Annotated in this window: 17 protein-coding genes; 14 read left to right on the forward strand and 3 right to left on the reverse strand. The window is 55.5% G+C overall.

Translation table 11 applies throughout. The features are described from left to right. Nucleotides 1-22 precede the first annotated feature (22 nt). A complete protein-coding gene (locus M3G15_RS12415) occupies nt 23-724 on the reverse strand; it encodes a PIG-L deacetylase family protein (RefSeq protein ID WP_260071089.1) in 702 nt (233 codons plus the stop codon). A 235-nt stretch (nt 725-959) separates the two neighbouring features. On the opposite strand from M3G15_RS12415, the gene argC reads away from it, so the two are divergent. From argC to M3G15_RS12480, 13 genes are all read left to right on the forward strand, one after another. Next, nucleotides 960-2,012 carry an N-acetyl-gamma-glutamyl-phosphate reductase gene (argC, locus tag M3G15_RS12420; protein WP_397376619.1) on the forward strand — a complete coding sequence of 351 codons (1,053 nt, stop codon included), beginning with the start codon at nt 960-962 and terminating at the stop codon, nt 2,010-2,012. Nucleotides 2,013-2,052: 40 nt separating this feature from the next. Then, complete coding sequence (argJ, locus tag M3G15_RS12425; RefSeq protein WP_260071090.1) at nt 2,053-3,288, forward strand: bifunctional glutamate N-acetyltransferase/amino-acid acetyltransferase ArgJ; 1,236 nt, start codon at nt 2,053-2,055, stop codon at nt 3,286-3,288. Between the two features lie 64 nt (nt 3,289-3,352). Continuing rightward, complete coding sequence (gene argB / locus M3G15_RS12430; RefSeq protein WP_260071091.1) at nt 3,353-4,138, forward strand: acetylglutamate kinase; 786 nt, start codon at nt 3,353-3,355, stop codon at nt 4,136-4,138. Nucleotides 4,139-4,195: 57 nt separating this feature from the next. Then, the gene (locus M3G15_RS12435) at nt 4,196-5,458 is read left to right on the forward strand and encodes an acetylornithine transaminase (RefSeq protein ID WP_260071092.1); all 1,263 of its coding nucleotides are present in this window, start codon (nt 4,196-4,198) and stop codon (nt 5,456-5,458) included. Between the two features lie 3 nt (nt 5,459-5,461). Beyond that, nucleotides 5,462-6,424, forward strand: a complete 963-nt coding sequence (argF, locus tag M3G15_RS12440; RefSeq protein WP_260071093.1) for an ornithine carbamoyltransferase — start codon at nt 5,462-5,464, stop codon at nt 6,422-6,424. Nucleotides 6,425-6,448: 24 nt separating this feature from the next. Then, on the forward strand, nt 6,449-7,687 hold the full coding sequence (locus M3G15_RS12445) for an argininosuccinate synthase (RefSeq protein WP_009225376.1): 1,239 nt from the start codon (nt 6,449-6,451) through the stop codon (nt 7,685-7,687). Between the two features lie 258 nt (nt 7,688-7,945). Continuing rightward, entirely contained in the window at nt 7,946-9,361 is a 1,416-nt protein-coding gene (gene argH, locus M3G15_RS12450; RefSeq protein WP_260071094.1) for an argininosuccinate lyase, read from the forward strand. Between the two features lie 328 nt (nt 9,362-9,689). Continuing rightward, on the forward strand, nt 9,690-11,687 hold the full coding sequence (locus M3G15_RS12455; protein WP_260071095.1) for a methyl-accepting chemotaxis protein: 1,998 nt from the start codon (nt 9,690-9,692) through the stop codon (nt 11,685-11,687). A 240-nt stretch (nt 11,688-11,927) separates the two neighbouring features. Next, nucleotides 11,928-12,572: a YhbD family protein gene (locus M3G15_RS12460; protein WP_260071096.1), complete on the forward strand. Its 645-nt coding sequence runs from the start codon at nt 11,928-11,930 to the stop codon at nt 12,570-12,572. Next, nucleotides 12,572-13,294: a bactofilin gene (locus tag M3G15_RS12465; RefSeq protein WP_260071097.1), complete on the forward strand. Its 723-nt coding sequence runs from the start codon at nt 12,572-12,574 to the stop codon at nt 13,292-13,294. Before M3G15_RS12460 ends, M3G15_RS12465 begins: the two co-directional genes overlap by 1 nt. 29 nt (nt 13,295-13,323) lie before the next feature. Continuing rightward, a complete protein-coding gene (locus M3G15_RS12470) occupies nt 13,324-14,070 on the forward strand; it encodes a hypothetical protein (RefSeq protein ID WP_260071098.1) in 747 nt (248 codons plus the stop codon). 2 nt (nt 14,071-14,072) lie between these two features. Then, nucleotides 14,073-15,623 carry an MDR family MFS transporter gene (locus M3G15_RS12475; RefSeq protein WP_260071099.1) on the forward strand — a complete coding sequence of 517 codons (1,551 nt, stop codon included), beginning with the start codon at nt 14,073-14,075 and terminating at the stop codon, nt 15,621-15,623. A 99-nt stretch (nt 15,624-15,722) separates the two neighbouring features. Next, nucleotides 15,723-16,991, forward strand: coding sequence for an MFS transporter (locus tag M3G15_RS12480; RefSeq protein ID WP_260071100.1), 1,269 nt, complete (start codon nt 15,723-15,725; stop codon nt 16,989-16,991). A 90-nt stretch (nt 16,992-17,081) separates the two neighbouring features. Here M3G15_RS12480 and M3G15_RS12485 read toward each other — a convergent pair whose 3' ends face one another. Continuing rightward, a complete protein-coding gene (locus tag M3G15_RS12485) occupies nt 17,082-18,383 on the reverse strand; it encodes a CynX/NimT family MFS transporter (protein ID WP_397376620.1) in 1,302 nt (433 codons plus the stop codon). 370 nt (nt 18,384-18,753) lie between these two features. On the opposite strand from M3G15_RS12485, the gene M3G15_RS12490 reads away from it, so the two are divergent. Then, entirely contained in the window at nt 18,754-19,419 is a 666-nt protein-coding gene (locus M3G15_RS12490; protein ID WP_260071101.1) for an endonuclease domain-containing protein, read from the forward strand. A 260-nt stretch (nt 19,420-19,679) separates the two neighbouring features. On the opposite strand, the gene M3G15_RS12495 is transcribed toward M3G15_RS12490, so the two are convergent. Next, nucleotides 19,680-21,287, reverse strand: coding sequence for a VanW family protein (locus M3G15_RS12495; RefSeq protein WP_260071103.1), 1,608 nt, complete (start codon nt 21,285-21,287; stop codon nt 19,680-19,682). Nucleotides 21,288-21,510 lie beyond the last annotated feature (223 nt).

The raw sequence follows: 21,510 nt of genomic DNA on the forward strand, positions 1-21,510 counted from the left end.
TTTCCATGGATCAACAAGTTCCTCAAACCAAGCCATCATAGATAGACTGCTCACTTTTTTGCGGGAACCGTTCGCCGCGCTCCCAAACCAGCTCAAACGATTCGAATTGGTGACGGGGCGGTACTTGCGGCCCCAATACGCCAAATACCCGCTCCACGCTCCAAATTTGCGATTCATGGGCGGCGAGGGCTTGGCGTTTGGCTTCCCAACGGTTGCCGGCTGCTACGCGCAGCACGCTGGAATGATCGGAAGTGTACGATCCCAGTTGGTTGTAATACAACTTCTGCACGGTTGGCGCTTGGCCCCCAAAGACGACATCGTTTACGGCGTGATGGATGACGATATGATCCGGGTGTCCGGACAGGCCGTCTTCCGGGAACGTGACGACCACCTGTGCCTGATGGCGCCGCAAGAAGTCGGCGATCTTCTCCCGCAGCATTACAGGATTCGCCTCCTTCAGCTTACCGTCCGGCAGCCCCAGTTGCTCAACGACGGAGATGCCGAGGATCTCAGCGGCTTTGGCCAGCTCCTGATCCCTGCGGGCCGCTAACTGTTCGCGGGTCATCTCCCCTAAGCGGCCGGTTTTGCCCGCGTCTCCCCGGGTAGCCGTAAGCAGCACCGCCTTGCCTCCTTCATCCGCGATTTGTCGGATTAAATAAGAACATCCAAATGTTTCATCATCGGGATGAGCGTATACGAATGCGATTGTTTTTTCGTTCGACATGGTGCTTCTCCTCCTTCTATACGGTTCATGAGCACCTTTTAAATATACCTGATTCAGCCCCTACATAAAAGTTTGGCGGCCAAAAGAGGGGCCTGACATGCGAGGGGAAATTTTTTGTGAGAGTTGTTGTATTTATATAAGTTCAGCCGTATAATAATACATATTTACAACGGAATGATGCATATTGTTGATTTCATAGGGTTGATCCAACGGGAGAGGAAGCGAGGTTAGCATTGTGAACGGGGAGAAAATAAAAGTAGCCATCGTCGGTTCCACGGGATATGGGGGCGTGGAGCTGATTCGTTTTTTATGGGGACATCCGCATGTCGAGATTGCTTCGGTGATTTCCGTTTCTAGCGCAGGAGAGCCTATAACGAACGGGTTCCCGCATTTATCCGAGATCATCGTTCAGCCGCTGGACGGCTTGAATCCGGAGGAGCTTGCGACGAAGGTCGATGTGGTATTTACCGCAACGCCATCCGGGGTCAGCACGAAGCTGGTGCCGCAGCTGCTGGAGGTTGGACTGAAGGTTATTGATTTGTCCGGTGATTTTCGGCTCAAAGACGGCCGTGAATACGAGGCTTGGTATAAACATGAGGCTCCGGCAGCAGCGTTGCTTGAGCAGGCGGTGTATGGCTTGGCGGAGATTTACGGCGATGAGGTGAAAGGCAAGGAGTTCGTCTCCAACCCGGGCTGCTATCCAACCGCTACGCTGCTTGGTCTGATCCCGGCGCTGAGTGCAGGCTGGATTGATCCGGGCAGCATCATCATCGATGCCAAGTCGGGTGTATCCGGCGCGGGCCGGGGCATGAACCTGACAAACCATTACGCGGAAATCAATGAAAATATGAAAGTATATAAGGTCAACAAGCACCAGCACATCCCAGAGATCGAGCAAACCTTAGGGAAAATCACCGGTGAACCGGTCACGGTGACGTTCACGACGCACCTGACGCCGATGACGCGGGGGATTATGTGCACGATGTACGCCACGTTGAAGGGCGCCTATACAGAGGAAGATTTGATCCAGCTGTACCGTCAATATTACGAAGGACGTCCGTTCGTCCGCATCCGGGACAAAGGCAAGTGGCCGGCGACCAAGGAAGTGTTCGGCTCGAACTTTTGCGACATCGGCTTTGCGGCGGATGCACGTACAGGTCGGCTGACGATCGTGTCCGTCATTGATAATTTGGTCAAAGGCGCGGCGGGGCAAGCGATTCAGAATTTGAACCTGATGATGGGCTGGGAGGAAACGACCGGCTTGAAGTTCACACCGGTTTACCCATAGGGAGATATCAACTTATTTAGGCTTGTGAAAGGAGTACGTCATGGGAGTGGTTAGTTTATTTCGTGCAGCGCCGGAGGGGAGCATCACCACGCCAAAAGGCTTTCAGGCCGGCGGGCTGCATTGCGGTCTGAAGAAGACGACCCGCAACGATCTCGGCGCAATCCTCTGCGAGGTGCCGGCGGTAGCCGCCGCTGTTTATACGACGAACGTCTTCCAGGCGGCGCCGCTGAAAGTGACGCGTGAGAGCGTCGCGTCCAGCGGGCAGCGGCTGCGGGCCGTCGTCGTCAACAGCGGCAACGCCAACGCGTGCACCGGCGCGCAAGGCGAAGCCGACGCGTACGCGATGCGCGCTGCGGCGGCGGAGGCGTTTGGGCTCGGCGAACACGAAGTCGCCGTAGCCTCCACCGGCGTCATCGGCGAATTGTTGCCGATGGACCGCGTCCGCGCCGGCATCGAAGGATTGCCGGCGGCACTGGCAGCGAACGGCGAGGGGGCCGAGCAGTTCTGCCAGGCGATTTTGACCACGGACCTCGTGAAGAAAGAGGTGTGCGTGAAGCTGGACGTGGACGGCCGCGAGGTAACGATCGCGGGGGCTGCCAAGGGTTCGGGCATGATTCACCCGAACATGGCCACGATGCTGGCGTTCGTCACGACGGACGCCGCGATTGAGCCACAGGCGCTGCAAAGCCTGCTCGGGCAAACGACCGACGTGACGTTTAACATGATCACCGTTGATGGCGATACGAGCACGAACGATATGCTGCTGGCGATGGCGAGCGGGCTGGCTGGCAACCGGGAGCTGTCACCCGGGCATGCCGATTGGGACGCGTTCGCTGCGGCGTTCCGCCACGTGTGTGAGACGTTGGCCAAGGCGATCGCCCGCGATGGGGAAGGCGCAACACGTCTCGTCGAGGTGACGGTGCGCGGCGCCGTAAGCGATAATTCGGCTCGCGCGATCGCGAAGACGATCGTTGGCTCGAGCCTCGTGAAGTCGGCGGTGTTTGGCGCCGACGCCAACTGGGGCCGCATCATCGCTGCGGTCGGCCGTGCAGGAGAGCCGGTCAATCCGGAGACGGTGGACATCAAGCTGGGCGACATCGTTGTGTTGGAGGGCTCGCGTCCGGTTCCTTTCGATGAGGATGCGGCGCTTGCTTACCTGAAGGGCGACACGGTCAATATCTCCGTGGACCTGCATAACGGTCAAGGCGAAGCCACCGCTTGGGGCTGCGATTTGACCTATGACTACGTCCGGATTAACGCGGCTTATCGCACTTAATTTGAATTCATATCCTAAATCATTTATCAGATGAGATGAACTCCGGAAAGGAGCAGGCAGATTAATGTTTGTGATGAAATGTGGCGGCAGCACGCTCGCGGAGCTGCCGAATTCTTTTTTTGCTGACTTGGTGAAGTTGCAAAAAGAAGGGGCCAACCCGGTGATCGTACACGGCGGCGGGCCAGCCATTTCGGAAAACCTTGGCAAGCTCGGAATTGAGAGCAGGTTCGTGGACGGGCTGCGTTACACGACGAATGAAGTCCTGGACGTCGTAGAAATGGTGCTGGCTGGCAGCATTAACAAATTGATCGTACGCCGCATCGCTCAGAACGGCGGGAAAGCGATAGGCTTGTCCGGCGCGGATGGCAGCTTGCTGCAGGCGAAGCCGGTGGCGAACAGCAAGGAAGTTGGATTCGTCGGGGAAGTGACGGATGTGAATGCGGATTTGATCCGCGGCGTACTGGACCTCGGTTACATTCCAGTCATTGCTCCCGTAGGTATTGGTGCAGACGGAGCGCAACGTTATAACATCAACGCGGACACGGCTGCAGGAGCGGTTGCATCGGCACTTGGGGTTTCGCGCATGATTGTTGTTACCGATGTGCCTGGGATTTTGAAAATGACGGGTACCGAAAGAAAAGTGCTCGATTCCATTACGGTACAGCAAATTGAGGATATGATCTCAACCGGGGAAATTTACGGCGGGATGATTCCGAAGGTGCGAGCTGCTGTAGCTTGCATCAGCGGCAGCGTGAAGGAAGCGGTGATTGTAGGCGGCAACGAGCCGGGTGTGCTTGGCAAAGTGCTGGCCGGGGGAAGCATCGGCACCCGAATCGTGCGGATGGCGTAGCGCAGCGGCTGACGGAAGGTTATATTAGTAATTAAGAAGATGGGAGTGGAAAAAACGATGGCGCAAAGTGATCTGAAAGAAGCTACTACGGCTCCGGCCACCGGAGCGAATGCCGCTGCAGCTGCGGCGGAAGGGAGCAGCCCCAGCGCGTTGTTCCCAAGTTATGCTCGGTACCCGATCCATTTGGTGAAAGGGAAGGGCAGCTGGCTGTGGGACGATAAGGGCAACCGCTACCTTGATTTCATGAGCGGTCTTGCGGTCGCCAACCTGGGGCATGCCCCGGAGAAGGTGGCGGCCAAAGTGAAAGCTCAGCTGGATGAGCTTTGGCATGTGAGCAACCTGTTCCATATTCCACAGCAGGAAGTTGCAGCGCGGAAGCTGACGGAGATTAGCTGCGCGGACGTCGTTTTCTTCTGCAACAGCGGGGCCGAGGCGAATGAAGCGGCGATCAAGCTGGCGCGGCGCTACCATCAAAAGGTGAAAGGAACGAACCGCTTCGAGATGATTACGTTCAACCAATCCTTCCATGGGCGGACGTTGGCTACGCTGACCGCGACCGGCCAGCAGAAGGTCAAGGACGGTTTTCTACCGCTTCCTGAAGGCTTCAAGTCCGTACCTCTGCATGACCTGCCAGCACTGAAAGCAGCGATCGGCCCGCAAACGGCGGCAGTGATGCTGGAAATGGTGCAAGCCGAAGGCGGTGTGTACCCGGTGGAGCCGGCGTTCGTGCAAGAGCTGTCTGAGCTGTGCAAGGCAGAGGGGCTGCTGCTCATCATCGACGAGGTCCAAACCGGCATGGGCCGTACGGGCAAATGGTTTGCGCATCAGCATTACGGCATCGAGCCGGATATTTTTACATCGGCCAAAGGGATTGCCAGCGGCTTGCCGGCTGGGGCCATGCTGGCCAAAGAGTATTTACGCGAAGCGTTTCCTCCGGGCAGCCATGCGTCTACATTTGGCGGCAATCCGATCGTCACGTCGGCAATCATTGCCACGCTGGAGACGATGCAGGAGGAGCGCATTCCGGAGCATGTCGCAGAGATGGGCGAGTACTTGACGGAGCTCCTGAAGGAGACGTTTAAGGACGAGCCGTTCGTCCAAGAAGTGCGCGGCAAAGGCTTGCTGATCGGAATCCAATGCGCCGGACCGGTGGGCGACATCGTATTGCTCGGGCAGCAACATGGACTGCTGTTCGTCACCGCCGGCCCTGAGGTGATTCGGCTGCTGCCGAACCTGAAGGTGTCGAAGGAAGAGATTGACCAGGCCGTAGCGATTTTGGCAGACGTCATCGCCGCTTATACTTCCAAGGAGGGGAACTAATCAATGACTTTGCTGGAACCATCGAAACGCAGCAGCATGAATTTAAGCGGCCGCGATTTTATCGAGCTGACGGATTATTCAACCGACGAGATCCACTATTTGATCGATTTGGCGATTGAGCTCAAGCGCAAGCAGAAGAACGGCGAGGTGTACCAACCGCTGCTGGGAAAAACCGTCGGGCTGATTTTTGAAAAATCGTCAACGCGGACACGGGTGTCTTTTGAAGTGGGGACGTATCAGTTGGGAGGTCATGCGCTGTTTCTCAGCAAAAACGACATCCAACTTGGACGCGGCGAAACGATCGCCGATACGGCGGGGGTCATGTCGCGCTACCTGGACGGGATCATGATTCGGACCTTCGGTCATGATAAGGTGGCTGATCTGGCCCGCTATGCTACCGTACCGGTCATTAATGGACTTAGCGACTTGGCCCATCCGTGCCAGGTGCTGGCTGACTATCAGACGCTGTATGAGCATAAGGGCAAGCTGCAGGGCCTGAAGCTGGCTTACGTGGGCGACGGCAACAACATGGCGCACTCGCTGATGATCGGCGGGGCGAAGCTAGGTGTCCACGTGTCCGTGGCCAGCCCGGAAGGGTATGAACCGGATCCGCAGATCGTTGCGGATGCGCAGGAAATCGCCAAAGCGACGGGCGCAGTCATCGAGGTGGTGCGCGATCCGAAGGCGGCGGTGCAAGAGGCGGACGCCATTTACACCGACGTGTGGGCGAGCATGGGCTTCGAGGAAGAGCAGAAGATCCGCGAAGCGGCCTTCCGCAATTACCAGGTCGACGAGCAGCTGGCGCGGTATGCGAAGCCGGATTACGTCTTTATGCATTGCCTGCCGGCCCATCGGGGCGAGGAAGTAAGCGAAGGCGTGATCGACGGGCCGCATTCGATTATTTTTGATCAGGCCGAGAATCGGTTGCATGCGCAAAAGGCGCTGATGGCCGCATTGATGGGATAATTTTTTTCGGGAGGACTAGGAATCATGGCAAAGGAAAAAATCGTACTGGCATACTCCGGGGGCCTGGATACGTCGGTCATTCTAAAGTGGTTAAAAGAAACGTACGATGCGGAAATTATCGCGTTTACGGCTGATATCGGTCAGAAGGAAGAGCTCGACGGGCTGGAAGCGAAGGCTTTGGCCACGGGCGCGTCCAAAGTATACATCGACGATCTGCGCGATGAGTTCGCCAAGGATTTCATCTATCCGATGTTCCAGGCGGGCGCTTTGTATGAAGGGCAATACCTGCTGGGTACCAGCATCGCCCGTCCGCTGATCGCCAAGCGCATGGTGGAAATCGCCCGCGCAGAAGGCGCAACGGCGATCGCCCACGGCGCCACGGGCAAAGGCAACGACCAAGTGCGCTTTGAGCTGGCAGCAGCGGCTTTGGCGCCGGAAATTCGCGTGATCGCCCCTTGGCGGCTGAGCGAGTTCCGCGATCGCTTCCCGGGGCGCGCCGAAATGATCGCGTATGCGGAAGCAAACGGCATTCCGGTAACGGCCTCGGCGGCCAAGCCGTATTCGATGGACCGCAACCTGCTGCACATCAGCTATGAAAGCGGCGTGTTGGAGGATCCGTGGTTCGATGCATCTGCGCCGGAAAACAAAGACATGTACCTGCTTAGCGTTTCGCCGGAAGATGCCCCGGATCAACCGGAGTATCTGGAGCTGGAGTTCGAGCAAGGCAACTGCGTGGCGCTGAACGGCGAACGGTTAAGTCCGCTCGGGGTGATGGAGAAGCTGAATGAGCTGGGCGGCAAACATGGCATCGGCCGCGTCGACATGGTCGAGAACCGCTTTGTCGGCATGAAGAGCCGCGGGGTATACGAGACGCCGGGCGGAACCATCCTGTTCACGGCTCATCGCAAAATGGAGTCGCTGACGATGGACCGCGAGGTCATGAACCTGCGCGACAGCCTGATCACCCGTTACAGCACGCTCGTTTACAACGGCTTCTGGTTTGCGCCGGAACGGTTGGCGCTGCAAGCGCTGGTGACCGAGAGCCAGAAGAATGTGACGGGGACGGTGCGCGTGAAGCTGTACAAAGGTAACATCATCGCTGCCGGCGTGAAAAGTCCGGTCAGCTTGTACAACCCAGACATCGCCACGATGGAGGCCGATCCTACGCAAGCGTACGACCAAGGCGACGCAACTGGCTTTATCCATCTGAACGCGCTGCGGCTGAAAGTCGGCGCGGGTGTGGCGCAAAACAGCGGCAAGTAAAGGGTGTGCCCAAAATCTATTCGAAAAATCGAATACAATTCGCCGATTTTCAGCGATTAGACCCCAATGTGTATGAAATTTCGTATATAATTGAGCATTTTGCGGGGATGAGGCGGGAATGTGTATGATTTTTCGAATAGAATCTGCAATTTCGATGGTTCGCGAGGAAATGTAGTCGAAATTTCGAATACATTTCCTTCTGTTTCTGTTCTGATTGATTGGAATAACAATCAAGTTTCGAGTTAAGGAGTGGGTCAGGTGAGCAAGCTGTGGGGTGGCCGTTTTACGAAGCAGACCAACCGTTTAGTTGAGGAGTATACCGCCTCCATCGGGTTTGACAAGGCATTGGCGGAGGAGGATGTGCAAGGGAGTCTCGCCCATGTGACCATGCTGGGCAAATGCGGGATCTTGCCGGAAGAGGATGTTGAGAAGATCAAGGAAGGCCTGCATCAGGTCCTGCTGAAGATTCGCCGCGGCGAGATGGAATATTCCGTGTCGGACGAAGACATCCATATGAACATTGAGAAGCAACTGATCGACGAGGTGGGGCCGGTTGGCGGGAAGCTGCACACCGGGCGCAGCCGCAACGACCAGGTAGCGACGGACATGCACCTTTACCTGCGCAAGCGGGTGGTCGAATTCGTGGGCCTGTTGCAGGAACTGCAGGAGGCGCTGCTGGGACAAGCCAAAGCGAACCTCGACACGATTGTGCCGGGCTACACCCATCTGCAGCGGGCGCAGCCGATCCTGTTCGCCCATCATTTGCTGGCGTACGTGTCGATGTTCCAACGCGATATCGAGCGCCTGCAGGACAGCTACAAGCGGATCAATGTGCTGCCGCTGGGCGCGGGGGCACTGGCCGGCACGACGTTCCCGATCGACCGCCATTTTGTAGCCGAGCAGCTGCATTTTGACGGGGTGTATGAAAACAGTCTGGATGCCGTGAGCGACCGTGACTTTATCGTCGAGTTTCTCGCCAACGCCTCCATTCTGATGATGCACCTCTCACGTCTCAGCGAGGAGCTGGTCCTGTGGAGCAGCACCGAATTCCGCTTTATCGAACTGGACGATGCGTTTTGCACCGGCAGCAGCATTATGCCGCAGAAGAAAAACCCGGACGTCCCGGAGCTGGTCCGCGGCAAAACCGGCCGGGTCTACGGCAACCTGATGGGCCTGTTAACCGTACTGAAGTCACTGCCGCTGGCGTACAACAAGGACATGCAGGAGGACAAGGAAGGCATGTTCGACACCGTCGCCACGCTGCAAGGAGCGCTGCAGCTGTTCGCGCCGATGATCGCCACGATGAAGGTGAACAAGGAGCGGATGCGCGAAGCGGTCAACCAGGACTTCTCCAACGCCACCGACATTGCCGACTTCCTGGCAAGCAAGGGTCTGCCGTTCCGTCAGGCGCACGAAGTTATCGGCAAAACCGTCCTATACTGCATCCAAAATGGCAAATACCTGCTGGATCTGACGTTAGACGAGTTCAAGCAGTTTTCGCCATTGTTTGACGAAACCATTTATGACGTGCTGCAGCCGGAGACTGTCGTGAATGCCCGCAACGTGTATGGCGGGACAGCGACCGCTCAAGTGACGGCCGCCATTGAACGTGCAGAGAGCAAGCTGGAAGCGGGCCGCCAATGGACGCAAGAGTATCTGGAAAAAAGTAAATAAGCGATTAGCCAATTCGCAGGCAGAGCTCGGAGACAGCCTTCGTCGATAGACGAACGGCTGTTTTTTTATTTACCTTGCTTCGACGCCCTCGAGAGGGCGTCTTCTGTACATTTTGAATTTTATGGAAATTACATGAAAATTTCAGAAAACCCTAAAGAATTCGTCGTTTTTTGTCGAAATATAGTAATAACTTATCTTGCCAAGCCTTTTATTTTGGTGCATTGACTCAGACTGAAGCAACATTGGCGCGGTTTTGTAGTTGATCAACCCTTGGCAGACAACAAGAAGCACAGGATGCCCATTACAAAATAAAAGGAGAAGAACGACGATGAAAAAAAGATGGATGCAGATTCGACAATTGTTGGAGGTCCGTACACTACGCAACCGGATGCTCATCATTTTTGCCGTATTGCTGGCGGTCCCTAATCTGGCGACCTCTTACTCCAGCTATACCCGCGCCAGCGAACAGTTACATGAACAAATGGATGACAACACCCGATCGAGCGTAAATCTGTTGAATGATACGATTAACCATATCGTGGAGGCAGAGGTTCGTAACGTGGAGCAGCTGGTGCAGCAAATCGATTCCGCCCAGGTGGATGCCAAATCTCCGGAGCTGCGACAACTTATTGATCTGTACGTAGAAAAACATCCAGAGCTAGAGAATCTGGTGGTTGGCAATCAGAACGGAGCGTGGATGAAAGCCCCCGATCCTGGCAAACAGGACTATGACCCGCGCAAACGGGATTGGTATATCACCTCCATGGAAAACCCGGAGGAAACCGTAATCATCGATCCATTTGTATCGGCGACGACCGGCAATTTTAATCTTTATATCAGCCGCGCGTTAAAAGACCATCAAGGAGCGATCACGGTCGCCCTGGACCTGGCAAAACTGAATGCGGACGTCAGCAGCATTCACTTGGGGGAACGCGGGTATATTTATATCTTGGACCGTTCGAACAAGTTCGTCTCACATCCGACCAAAACGGTTGGTGAAGAGGCTTCAGGTGAACATCTGGCGAAAATCCATGAGGCGGAATCGGGCTATTTGACGTATACCGATCCAGAAACCGGGAAGGAAGAAAGCGCGTTTTTTACGACCAACCCACTGACCGGGTTTAAAATCGTTGGGGTTCTGGATGTGCAGGAATTCCGCGACGCCTCAAAGCCAGTCATGTGGACTTCCCTCATTGTCCTGGCTGTCTCAATGATCGTTGCGGGCATCCTGCTCATCATCGTGATCTTGAGCATCACGCGCCCGATCGAGCGGCTTAACCGTTCGGCCAAACGGGTGAGTGAAGGTTACTTGAACGAGGATGTAGCCACGAAGCGTAAGGACGAGATCGGTGAACTGACCGCGAACTATAACAGCATGTTGGCTTCCCTGCGGGGAATGGTGCGGGAGATGTCCGAAACGGCCAGCCAACTAGCAGCTTCAAGCGAAGAATTTACTGCAGGAACGGAGCAGAATGCCAAGGCAGTGGAGCATGTCGCCCAGCTAGCCTCGGTCGCTTCGGATCATGCGGAGAAACAAGCGGCCGCTTCATTAGACAGCGCCAAGACGATGGATGAAATGTCCCAAGGCATCCGGAAAATCGCGGACGCGTCCGGTCTCATCGTTGAGTCGTCGTTGCAAACGGTAGAGGATGTCCGGGAGGGCAGCGGGAAGGTGAACCTCGTCGGATTGCAAATGGAAGAGATTCGCCGGTCGACGCTGGAATCGGCGGAGATCCTGCATCAGATGAATGAGCTCAGCGGACAGGTTGCCGGAATGAGCAGCGCGATTACGGAGATTGCCAACCAAACCAATCTGCTGGCGCTAAATGCAGCGATCGAAGCGGCGCGTGCCGGCGAGGAAGGACGCGGCTTCGCCGTGGTAGCGGGCGAAGTGCGTAAATTGGCGGAGCAGTCCGGAGCGACGGCGGAATTGATTCAACGGACCATCGGGCAGATGACCGAACTTACGAGCAAAGCCTATGAAGTGATGAATCATAAGGTGAATACGAATGTCGAGCGAGGAAGAGCCGTGACAGAGGAAGCGCAAACGGCTTTCCAAGCGATCGAGCGGTCGACGCAGCGGATTTCGGAGCAAATTCACGAAGTGTCGGCCATTACGCAACAAATGTCAGCGAGTGCTGATCAAATCGCTCACGCGGTCGAACAAATCGCGGCGACCTCGGCCAGCAGCATGGAGGGCTTGCAAGAGGTGACGGCCGCAACCCAGGAACAGCTGGCGTCGATGGAGGAGATCTCTTCCGCATCGGAAGGCTTGGCTCGAATGGCAGCGGATATGCATGCTCAGATCGACCGGTTTAAGCTCTAAAGGGATAAACATCGAATCAATGCAGTTCATGCCCCTAGTCACAGTTCGTGGCGAAGGGGCATTTTTTGCCGGATTTCCACCCCGGGCCGGGCGCATAAATCCGCCCCGAGACGGATGGAGAAGACCAAAGGGTCGATTAAGATGAATAGCAGCAACGACTTGGATCGATCTCCATTCACGCCTGCTTTACAACGTAACAATGTTATGTTACGCTGTTTGTGCAATGAAAGGAGCATGACAATGAATGAGGATTTGATTTCCAAGAAGGAATTGCTGGATCTGACGGGCATTTCATATGGACAGTTGTATCGCTGGAAGCGCAAGAACCTGATCCCGGAGCAGTGGTTTATCCGCAAATCGTCTTTTACCGGGCAGGAAACGTATTTTCCAAGGGAAAAAATCCTGCAGCGCATTGACCGCATTCTGGGCATGAAGGATGATTTATCGCTGGATGCTCTGGCGGACGTCTTCTCGGGGAGTCCGAAGGATATCCGTTTAAGCGCAGGCGAACTTTTGGAACGAAACATTGTTACATCAACATCATTGAACTTATATATGGAGACCACAGAGAAGAAAGAGGCGCAGCCGAACTTTGGCTTCGATCAGATGTTGATCGTCTACGTGCTCGACAAGCTGCTGCAAAGCGGGGATATTTCCCTGGAGGAAGGGCGTTTATTAGTTCAGGCGCTCGAGGATCATTTACCGGGCTTGGCCGGGCAGGAATGCGGCGTGCATCTCATCCGTAAAATGGGGGTAGCCGCTTTTATCCTGGTGCCGGGGGATGGAGACATCTATGTAGACCGCAGTGTCCGGACGATCGTTCGGTTATCGCTGGCGCGCTGTACAGAGGAATTAAAACTTTTAGTGAGCGGGAGTGAAGGATAATGGCAGAACGAAGTGTTAAGGATTTGAAAATTAACGGCGTAGGTCAGGCATCCGGCGGCGCGTACCGTGAAATCCAAGCCGAGGGCATTGCTAGGCTGAACGGAGACATTACGTGCGAGGCGCTTACTGCCAATGGAACGCTGAAAATCAAAGGAACGATCCATGCGGACGAATTCAGCCTCAACGGCACCGGTTCCTCGGATGGGTTGCTGGAGGGCGGCAAATTCGAGTTGGATGGGATGTTTAAAGTCGGCAACGATGTACGATGCAACTCGCTGCATGTCCGGGGGATGCTCCAAGCCAGGGGCTCTGTGATCGGAGAAACGGCCAAGGTGGACGGTGCATTAAAGCTGGAAGGCAATGCCGAATTTGAAACCGCGGAGGTATACGGCCAAATTCAGGTTGGCGGGATGCTGAATGCGGGTACGCTGAAGCTTGACTTGGAAGGCCCTTGCCATGCCAAGGAAATCGGCGGGGAACAGATCGTAGTCCGCCAACGCAAAGGCAAACGACTGCTGGACTATATCTCCCCGCTGTGGGCTTCCCGGTTAACGGCCGATGTGATCGAGGGCGATGACATACGGGTAGAGGGGACGAAAGCCGAAGTGGTACGCGGCAACTCGGTAGTGATTGGACCGGACTGCGAGATTGGCCGCGTGGAGTATAAGGAACACTATGAGGTTTCGCCGCAGGCTTCGGTCGGGCACGCGGAACAGAAATAAAACGAAGGATCACGAAGGAGGGATTGGGGATGGCTGAACAAGTCATGCAAGACCGCAGCGCCGATTTGAAAATCGTCGGCAACGGGACGTCAAACGGCGGGTTTTTTAATAAAGTCAAAATTGTCGGCGAAGGCGAAATCAACGGAGATGTAGATTGTCGCAGCTTAAGTTGCACGGGGACGCTGGAGGTTGACGGAGGCTTGCGTACCGAGACCGTCAAGGCGACAGGTACGATTGCAGTCACCGGACCGATGCGCGGAGAAGAGCTGAACCTCACCGGCACCCTTAACGTCCGGGGCAGCCTTCAAGCCGGCAAAGCCAAGCTGAATGGGGAAATCCGCATCGATGGCGGCATCGCAGGGGAGGAGATCGGGCTGTTCGGAAGCTGCGAGTTGAACGGCGACTGCCAAGCCGAGCGGTTACGCCTGAGAGGGTCCGTGCAAACCCAAGGTACGATCAACGCCGAGCGAGTGGAGCTTGCGATGTTCGGCCGTAGTGAGGCCGGTGAAATCGTCGGCGGGCAAATCCGCATCGCCCCGCACCCCACGTGGAAGTGGGTGTCGTTGTTTAAGCCCTGGGGGACACCAGCGCTGCAGGCGAAGATGATTGAAGGGGATGTCATTCGCATGGAAAATACCGTAGCCGATGTCGTGCGCGGCGGGGATGTCTTCATTGGTCCCGGCTGCCGGATCCGGCTCGTGGAATATACAACACATTATCATCAAGACCCGCACGCAGAGGTGGGGGAGCACTTGAATGTTTGGAGGAATGAATAAGGATGAACGCGCAAAAAAGCGGCCGTCTCGGCTTCGTTGTTGCCGGTTTGCTGCTCGGCATCTTAATGTCCGCCATGGACAATACGATCGTGTCCACGGCGATGGCCACCATCGTGTCTGAGCTGGGCGGCCTGGATAAATACGTATGGGTGACCTCCGCGTACATGGTCGCGGAAATGGCAGCGATGCCGATTTTCGGCAAGCTGTCCGATATGTATGGACGTAAACGGTTTTTTGTTTTTGGCATCGCCATGTTCCTGCTAGGGTCTGTGCTCTGCGGTACGGCTGACACCATCGTGCAGCTTAGCATCTACCGAGCGATCCAGGGGATCGGGGGCGGAGCGCTGATGCCAATCGCTTTTGCCATCGTGTTTGATGTGTTCCCGGTGGAGAAACGCGGCGCCATGGGCGGTTTGTTTGGCGCAGTATTTGGGATCTCCAGCCTGGCCGGTCCGCTGCTTGGGGCGTTTATTACCGACCATCTGAACTGGCGCTGGAATTTCTACATCAATATCCCGCTTGGGATCGTCGCTTTGATCCTGATCTTGGCTTTTTACCGGGAATCGGCCGTTCACTCCAAGCAACGCATCGATTGGTGGGGTGCAGTGACCTTGATTGGTGCGGTGGTTGCCCTGATGTTTGCGTTGGAACTGGGCGGGCAACTGTACGCCTGGGACTCTGGGCAGATTCTTGGACTGTTCGCGGCATTTGCCGTCTTGTTCACGATTTTCCTGCTGGTGGAACGTAAAGCAGAGGAGCCGATCGTTTCCTTCGCAATGTTCCGGAAGCGGCTGTTTGCCAGCAGCAATCTCGCCGGGTTGTTCTACGGCGCGGCCTTTATCGCAGCTTCGGTGTACATTCCCTTGTTCGTACAAGGGGTCACGGGCGGTACAGCTACCAATTCCGGCTTGATCCTGCTGCCGATGACGCTGAGCTCTGTAGTTGCTTCCCAAGTCGGGGGCTTTCTCGTGCAGCGCACCAGCTTCCGTAACGTGATGATCTTATCGGCTGTTATTTTTATCGTGGGGATTGCATTGCTGGCGACAATTACGCCGGACACGACCAAGACGTTGCTGTCGATTTATATGGCCACCGCAGGTTTTGGCGTCGGGTTCTCCTTCTCTGTACTGGGGATGTCGGCCATTCAGGACTTTGGGCCTTCGCAGCGGGGAGCCGCCAGCTCGACGATGTCGTTCATTCGCTCGCTGGGGATGACGGTGGGGATTACCATATTTGGGATCGTGCAGCGCAATCTGTTTGCGAACCGATTAAGCGAATCGTTATCCGCTATGGGCGGCGGAGCCGAAGGGCTGCCATCCATGGACGATCCGCGGACCCTGCTGGCTTCCGAAGCGCGTAAAGCCATTCCGGCACCGGTTCTGGAGCAGATCGTCGCGGATCTATCGAAGTCGATCACGACGATGTTTTGGTGGACGCTGGTGCCGGCTGTGCTGGCTTTGATCACGGTATGTTTTATGGGCAACGCCAAAATGAGAGCGTATGGGGCCGAAGCGGCCGGTCGTAACGAAGCGAAGCCGGCGGTCTCGGAGTAAGTTTTTTTCGAAAAAGAAGGTAATCAAAGAAACATTTGACATCCCTCCAGGAAATATGGATAATCTATAGTTTATCCTGAGCAATAATGAGGTGTTTACGTGAAAAGTAACGAGTCACAGGCTTTGCCTGCTTCCGGGAGCTTGTTCCGGAATCGGTTCTACCAGACAATCCTGATCTCTAACCTGTTCTTGCAGATTGGAATCTGGGTCCGCAATTTTGCGATTCTGATGTTCGTCACATACCAGACCAATAACGATCCGCTTGCGATCTCGCTCATTTCCGTCGTGGAGTTTGCCCCGATCTTCGTGTTCTCCTTCATCGGTGGGGCGTTTGCGGATCGATGGAAGCCGAAGCGGACGATGATCTGGTGCGACTTCCTGTCCGCCGTCTCGGTCTTCGCCGTGCTGCTGACGTTGCTGTACGGTTCGTGGGAAACGGTCTATTTTGCGACCTTTATCTCGGCGATTCTGTCGCAGTTCTCGCAACCGTCGGTCATGAAGCTGTTCAAGCAGCATGTCCATCCGGATAAAGTGCAACAAGGGATGGCGTTGTTCCAGTCGTTGGTCGCTATTTTCATGGTGATTGGGCCTTCGCTGGGGATTTACTCCTATCACCAATTTGGGATTTACATCTCGATTGGCGTGATGGGCGTGGCTTTCCTGATCTCTGCTTTGGTGCTATTCCGGCTTCCGGCGGACGTAGAGCTAGAGCAAAAACAAGAGAAAACCTCGAATATCCGCAAGGAACTGGCGGATGGCTTCCGCTATGTATGGCGGAGTCCTGTGCTGAAGGTGCTGGGCGCCACGTTTGCCATCGCCGGCTTCTCGGTCGGGATTATCCAAACTCTGGGATTGTTTGTCGTCACTGAACGTTTGGGTCAGCCTAAGGAATTCCTGCAATTTTTGCTGGCGGTGAACGGGGTTGCGATGCTGATTGGCGGCGGTGTGATTATGGGCTTAGCTAAAAAGATCCCGCCCCAAATGCTCCTAGCCTTCGGGATGGCGGTCAGCGCCGTCTGTATCGTGGGGATGGGGCTGTCGACCAGCGTTCCGTTGACGTTGGCGTTGCAGTTCCTGAACGGCTTGACGTTCCCTTGCATCCAGATCGGGATCAACACGATGATCCTGCAATGGACGGAGCAATCCTATGTCGGTCGCGTCAATGGTGTACTCAGCCCGATGTTCATGGGCATGATGGTCATCATGATGTCGGTGTCCGGCGTGTTGAAAAAGTTCTTTCCGCTCGTCAGCATTTACGCCGTATCCGGCATCATCATGCTGCTAGGCGCGATGATCCTGGTGCCGATCTTCAAGCACAAGCCGGCGGCGCAGCCGCAGCCGCAGCTGGAAGGACAGCCAACGAGCTGAGGTTGGCAGTAAAGCAAAAAGCTGTCCCCATGGGGCCTATGAGAGGTCCTCGGGGACAGCTTTTTTGCGTTGCGGGGCTTGGGGCTGTTTTTATCGTGCGTCGACATATCCCTTGCGCCCGGCGGCGTAGCCAAAGAGGGCGGTTAACATCGACACGCCCGTGATCACGGCAAGCGGGGTGTCCCAGTTGCCGCTGAGATCGTGGAGATAGCCAAATAGCGTTGGCCCAAACGCGGCCAATATGTAACCGATGGATTGCGCCATGCCCGACAGGGCGTTGGCTTGCTCCGTCGTGCGTGAGCGCAGCGAGAAGAAAACGATGGCTAGGCCAAAGGTGGAGCCGGCACCAATCCCAAGCAAGAGGATGAAGAGTGGGGCCAGCGCGACCGATCCGGCCCAGATGCCGCCGAAGCCAATTACGCATAACGCGGCAGTGGCGGCAGTCATCCACTTCTGGCTGTCCGACCGCGCGGCGTACAGCGGCATCAGGAACGAGCCGGCCATACTGATCAACTGCATCATTGATAACATCCAGCCGGCTTGTTCGGCGCTCATCCCGCGCTCCTGCAGAATGTCCGGCAGCCACGAAATGCTGACGTAAAACAGGATCGACTGGAAGCCCATAAACATCGTCACCAGCCAGGCAACCCGTGAACGCCAAATACGAAGGCGCGGGCCGGAAGCTTGGCTCAGATCGGACTGCGGGCGTGCCGTAGTGTTGGTTACTTCACCCTCCGGGGTGGCGGAGCGGCCCGCAACGGTTGCTTTGTTCAGGTTCTGGCCAGCTTCGGTGCGTTTTGGCAACAGCGGCAGCCAGACCAAGCTGGCAATCGCCGTCAACACCACCCAAATGGTTAATGCGCCACGCCACCCCAGTGGACCTTGGGACAGCGGTACACTGATCCCGGAGGAAATCGCCGCCCAGAAAGTCAAGCACGTGGTGAACAGGCTGGTCATCAAACCGACTTGCTTCGGGAAGTCGCGTTTGATCAACCCAGGCAGCAGCACGTTACAGACCGCGATCGCGATGCCGATCAACGCGGTGCCGGCAAACAGCGCAGCAACGGACGGCAGAGAGCGGACGAGGATGCCGCCGGTCATCAGGACCATGCTGTAGAACAGCGTCCGCTCGATCCCAAGCTTTGCGGACAAGCCGGGTGCAGCCAGCGCAAACACCGCGAAGGCGATCAGCGGCAGTGTCGTCAGCATGCCCGACATCGCGTGCGACAAGCCCGTGGCCGCCTCGATTTCGCCAATGAGGGCGCCTACACCGGTGATGGGCGACCGCAAGGCGGCGGCGGTCAGGAGCACGGCGGTTACCAGCAGCCAAACAGAAGCGCTGCGCGTCTGATTTAAGGCTGGGGTAGAGGCAGATGCGATCGTTTTATTCATAATATTAAGGAAGCCTCCTTCTTACATAGCGATTTCGGCAACAAGGATAGATTAGTTCGAAGCTTGATACCCTAGTTTGGAGACGCCGCGAAATATTTTATGCAGTAAATTTATTGTGAACGTTGCGGCAGGTCTCAGATGCAGTCCAGTATACTTCAAGTTTACATCGTGCGGCAAATTTTGGGTGATTGGTCACCTGTTCCAGTTGGAGAAGTATATGGAAGAATATGGCGAGCATGTGGTATAATAATGAGTAAATCACAAAACAAATATAGAGCCGTGAAGCACACGCCTTTTGTTGTTGGACGATGTAGTTGTCTCGTCCGTCGACGGAAGGCGTTTTATTTTTCCATTGGAGGAGGTTGGTTGGATGGGATTTCAGGAGACGTATGCGCAGTGGATCAGCGATCATTTGGGACGCCGGCAAGGGGAGAGAGAACGAAGATTGAGGGAGGGGCATGGGTATGCGGAAAAGGCATTTGTCGAAAAAGTGTGGTGGCCCGCTTTCGGGCATTTTCGGCAGCTTCATCCTGAATATGAGGTGACCGATTTTAAAGACGGATACCGCTATCTTGACTTTGCTTACCTACGTTCCGGAATTAAGCTTGCCATTGAAATCGACGGATATGGCCCGCATCTGCGCGGGATCAGCCGGGATCGCTTCTCCGACCAATGTCGGCGGCAAAACGACTTGATTCTGGATGGTTGGAAGGTGCTGCGATTTACATACGATGACGTCAGCGAGAACCCGCGTTACTGTCAGCAAACATTGCAGCAGTTTATGGGAAGGTGGCTGGGGGAGGCGGATTCTTTGTTGCAGGCCAACTACCATGAGAGGGAGCTGATTCGTCAGTTCCTTCGCGCGGGGAGACCTTTAACACCGGGGGACATCTGTCACATGATGGGAGTGGAAAGCAAAACAGCTCGCAAATGGCTAAGACAACTGTCTGAGAAACAGTGGATCCAACCTGCCAGCGGCAGCGTACGCGTTCGTTCCTATCGACTTTCGCTCGACGCCGAGCGGCTTCTTTTGTAATTTGCGAGGAGAATAGCGCCCTTTTATGGTCTTATTTGACTCTCCCAGACAATTTCCGGGGAAATAACGGTAAAAAATGTCCTTATAATTGAGGAAACGTCGCAATCAGCGTGAGTTTGGGCTTCCTATCGTAAAATAACGCCACAATTTTCCCTTATTTCTGTGAAGTGGCATGAAATTGACGAAATAGCGCCTATTTTTACCGCTATCGCTGGGATCGAGGAGGAAGGGAGAGGGAGATTGGCTCCTCCCCGCGATTCTCATCGAAAATTCGGCCCAGTTACGCCGTCCTCCAAGATCTGTTTGGGTAGGCGTTCCGAAGAGGTGTTGCCGCTGGAATTGCCCGATCCACCCGTGCCACCTTGGCCCCCAGCCCCTGCACCACCGCTGTTACTACCGCTGTTACGACTCCCGTTGCTCCCGCGGTTGCTGCCGCCACTACCCGAACCCCCGCCTTTGCTGCTCCCGGTCGAACCAGCCTTGACCTCACGCACCGCGATTACGTTTGGTTGCGCCGGATACGTGTCTTTGGAGAGCAACGTGCGCTCGACCGTCTGGCCGTCCACTTTCTTGATACGGTACGTCTCGACGACATATCCCTGCTTCCCACGCACGAGCACTTGTTGACTTCCGGCAGGCAAGGATCGGTTTATCACATATTTGTTTGGCGGGGAAATGACCTCAGTTGTACGGGATTCAAGCGAGTAACTCACGTTCTCCGGCATATCGCCAAAAAGCTTAACGGTCAGTTGGCCGTTTTTCACCTCGGCGCGGATGAGGAGATGGTGGCCGGAGGTGTTTTTGAAACGGAAATTGATGTAGCCTTTGGCGAACGTGGCGTCCTGGCCTTTGGGCAAGTATCTGACCGGCAGGGAGTGATTGCGCCGCTCCACGATCGTTAGCCCGGCACGAACCGCCGCATTGTAGAGCGTACTCGAGACCTGGCAAATGCCGCCTCCTACCCCAGGGGTCAGCCGCCCTCCAAAAATGACTGGCGCCTCCCGGAAGCCGTACGTCTTCTCCGCATATTCAATGACTTCACCATAGTCGAAAATTTCGTCCGGAGCCAGTACCATCCCGTCGATGCTGCGAGCCGCCGCGTCCACGTTATGCACCCGCCCGGCCCCGCTAGTCATCAGGCTCGTGGAGAACTGGACGATTTTTCGGCGGATGCCTTCTTTTTTCAGCCGTTCCACCGTGATTTCAGGCTCTACTGTCTTGAGCGGCACGGTAAATTGAAAGGTGGGAAGCTGCTTCGACAACGCGTTTGGGGTTGGTTCATGCCATGAATTTTTCTCCAAACGGCGTACTTCTTCTCCAAGCTGCTTCGGCACCATCTCCAACAAACGGTCCCAGTCGATGCGCTGCACGGCCGTTCCCGGCAAATAGCGAATTTGGTCTTGAGGAGTAATCGTCCGCACAGCGTTCACCGGGGAGCCGAATCGATTCTTTTCCCATTCAGGGGAAAACACCGTCTGCAGCTTCTGCGGATCGAAGGTGATGGTGAGCGTCCACTGCCGATGAAAACTTCTTCTCGCCACTCCTCGTTCCCATAAGGAGCCCTCTTCCAGCCGTTGCACCTCTTCGCGAAAAGCTTCTGCATCAAACGTAACCCCGGCTTCCGCCCAGGTGAGGGTTTTCGTGCTGCCGTCGACCGTAAACACAGCTTGCTTCCGGTTTAATGCGGCGATCTCCTGGTCAAGGAGCCGCAGAGCTTCATCGCGCTGGCGCCGGCCCAGATCCAATCCGGCCACGACCGTGCCCGAAGGCAAGGTGTCCTGCGAGACATAGAGTGCGAGCGCTCCCCAACTTGCGGCGCCGAGAAGCCCAACGCAGAGTAATATAGCTGCCAAATGTTTCTTTTTCATAGCCGTCTCCTTTAGGGGAAGCCCTTGAGATTCATAGAAAAGAACCTTGTACAACCATATGTATGATCAAACGGCTGGAAACTTTCGGGTACTCAAGTGGTAACATCTTTGTTACAATAAATATCGGACTTCAAGGAATTTCCTCAACTTTTAAAGGATTTGGCTGGAACATGTCGAATGTAAGATAGGGCCACCTATAGAAACGGAATCATAGATTTAGGAC

The sequence above is a fragment of the Paenibacillus sp. p3-SID1389 genome (assembly GCF_025151705.1).
Taxonomy (GTDB): Bacteria; Bacillota; Bacilli; order Paenibacillales; family Paenibacillaceae; genus Fontibacillus; species Fontibacillus phoenicis.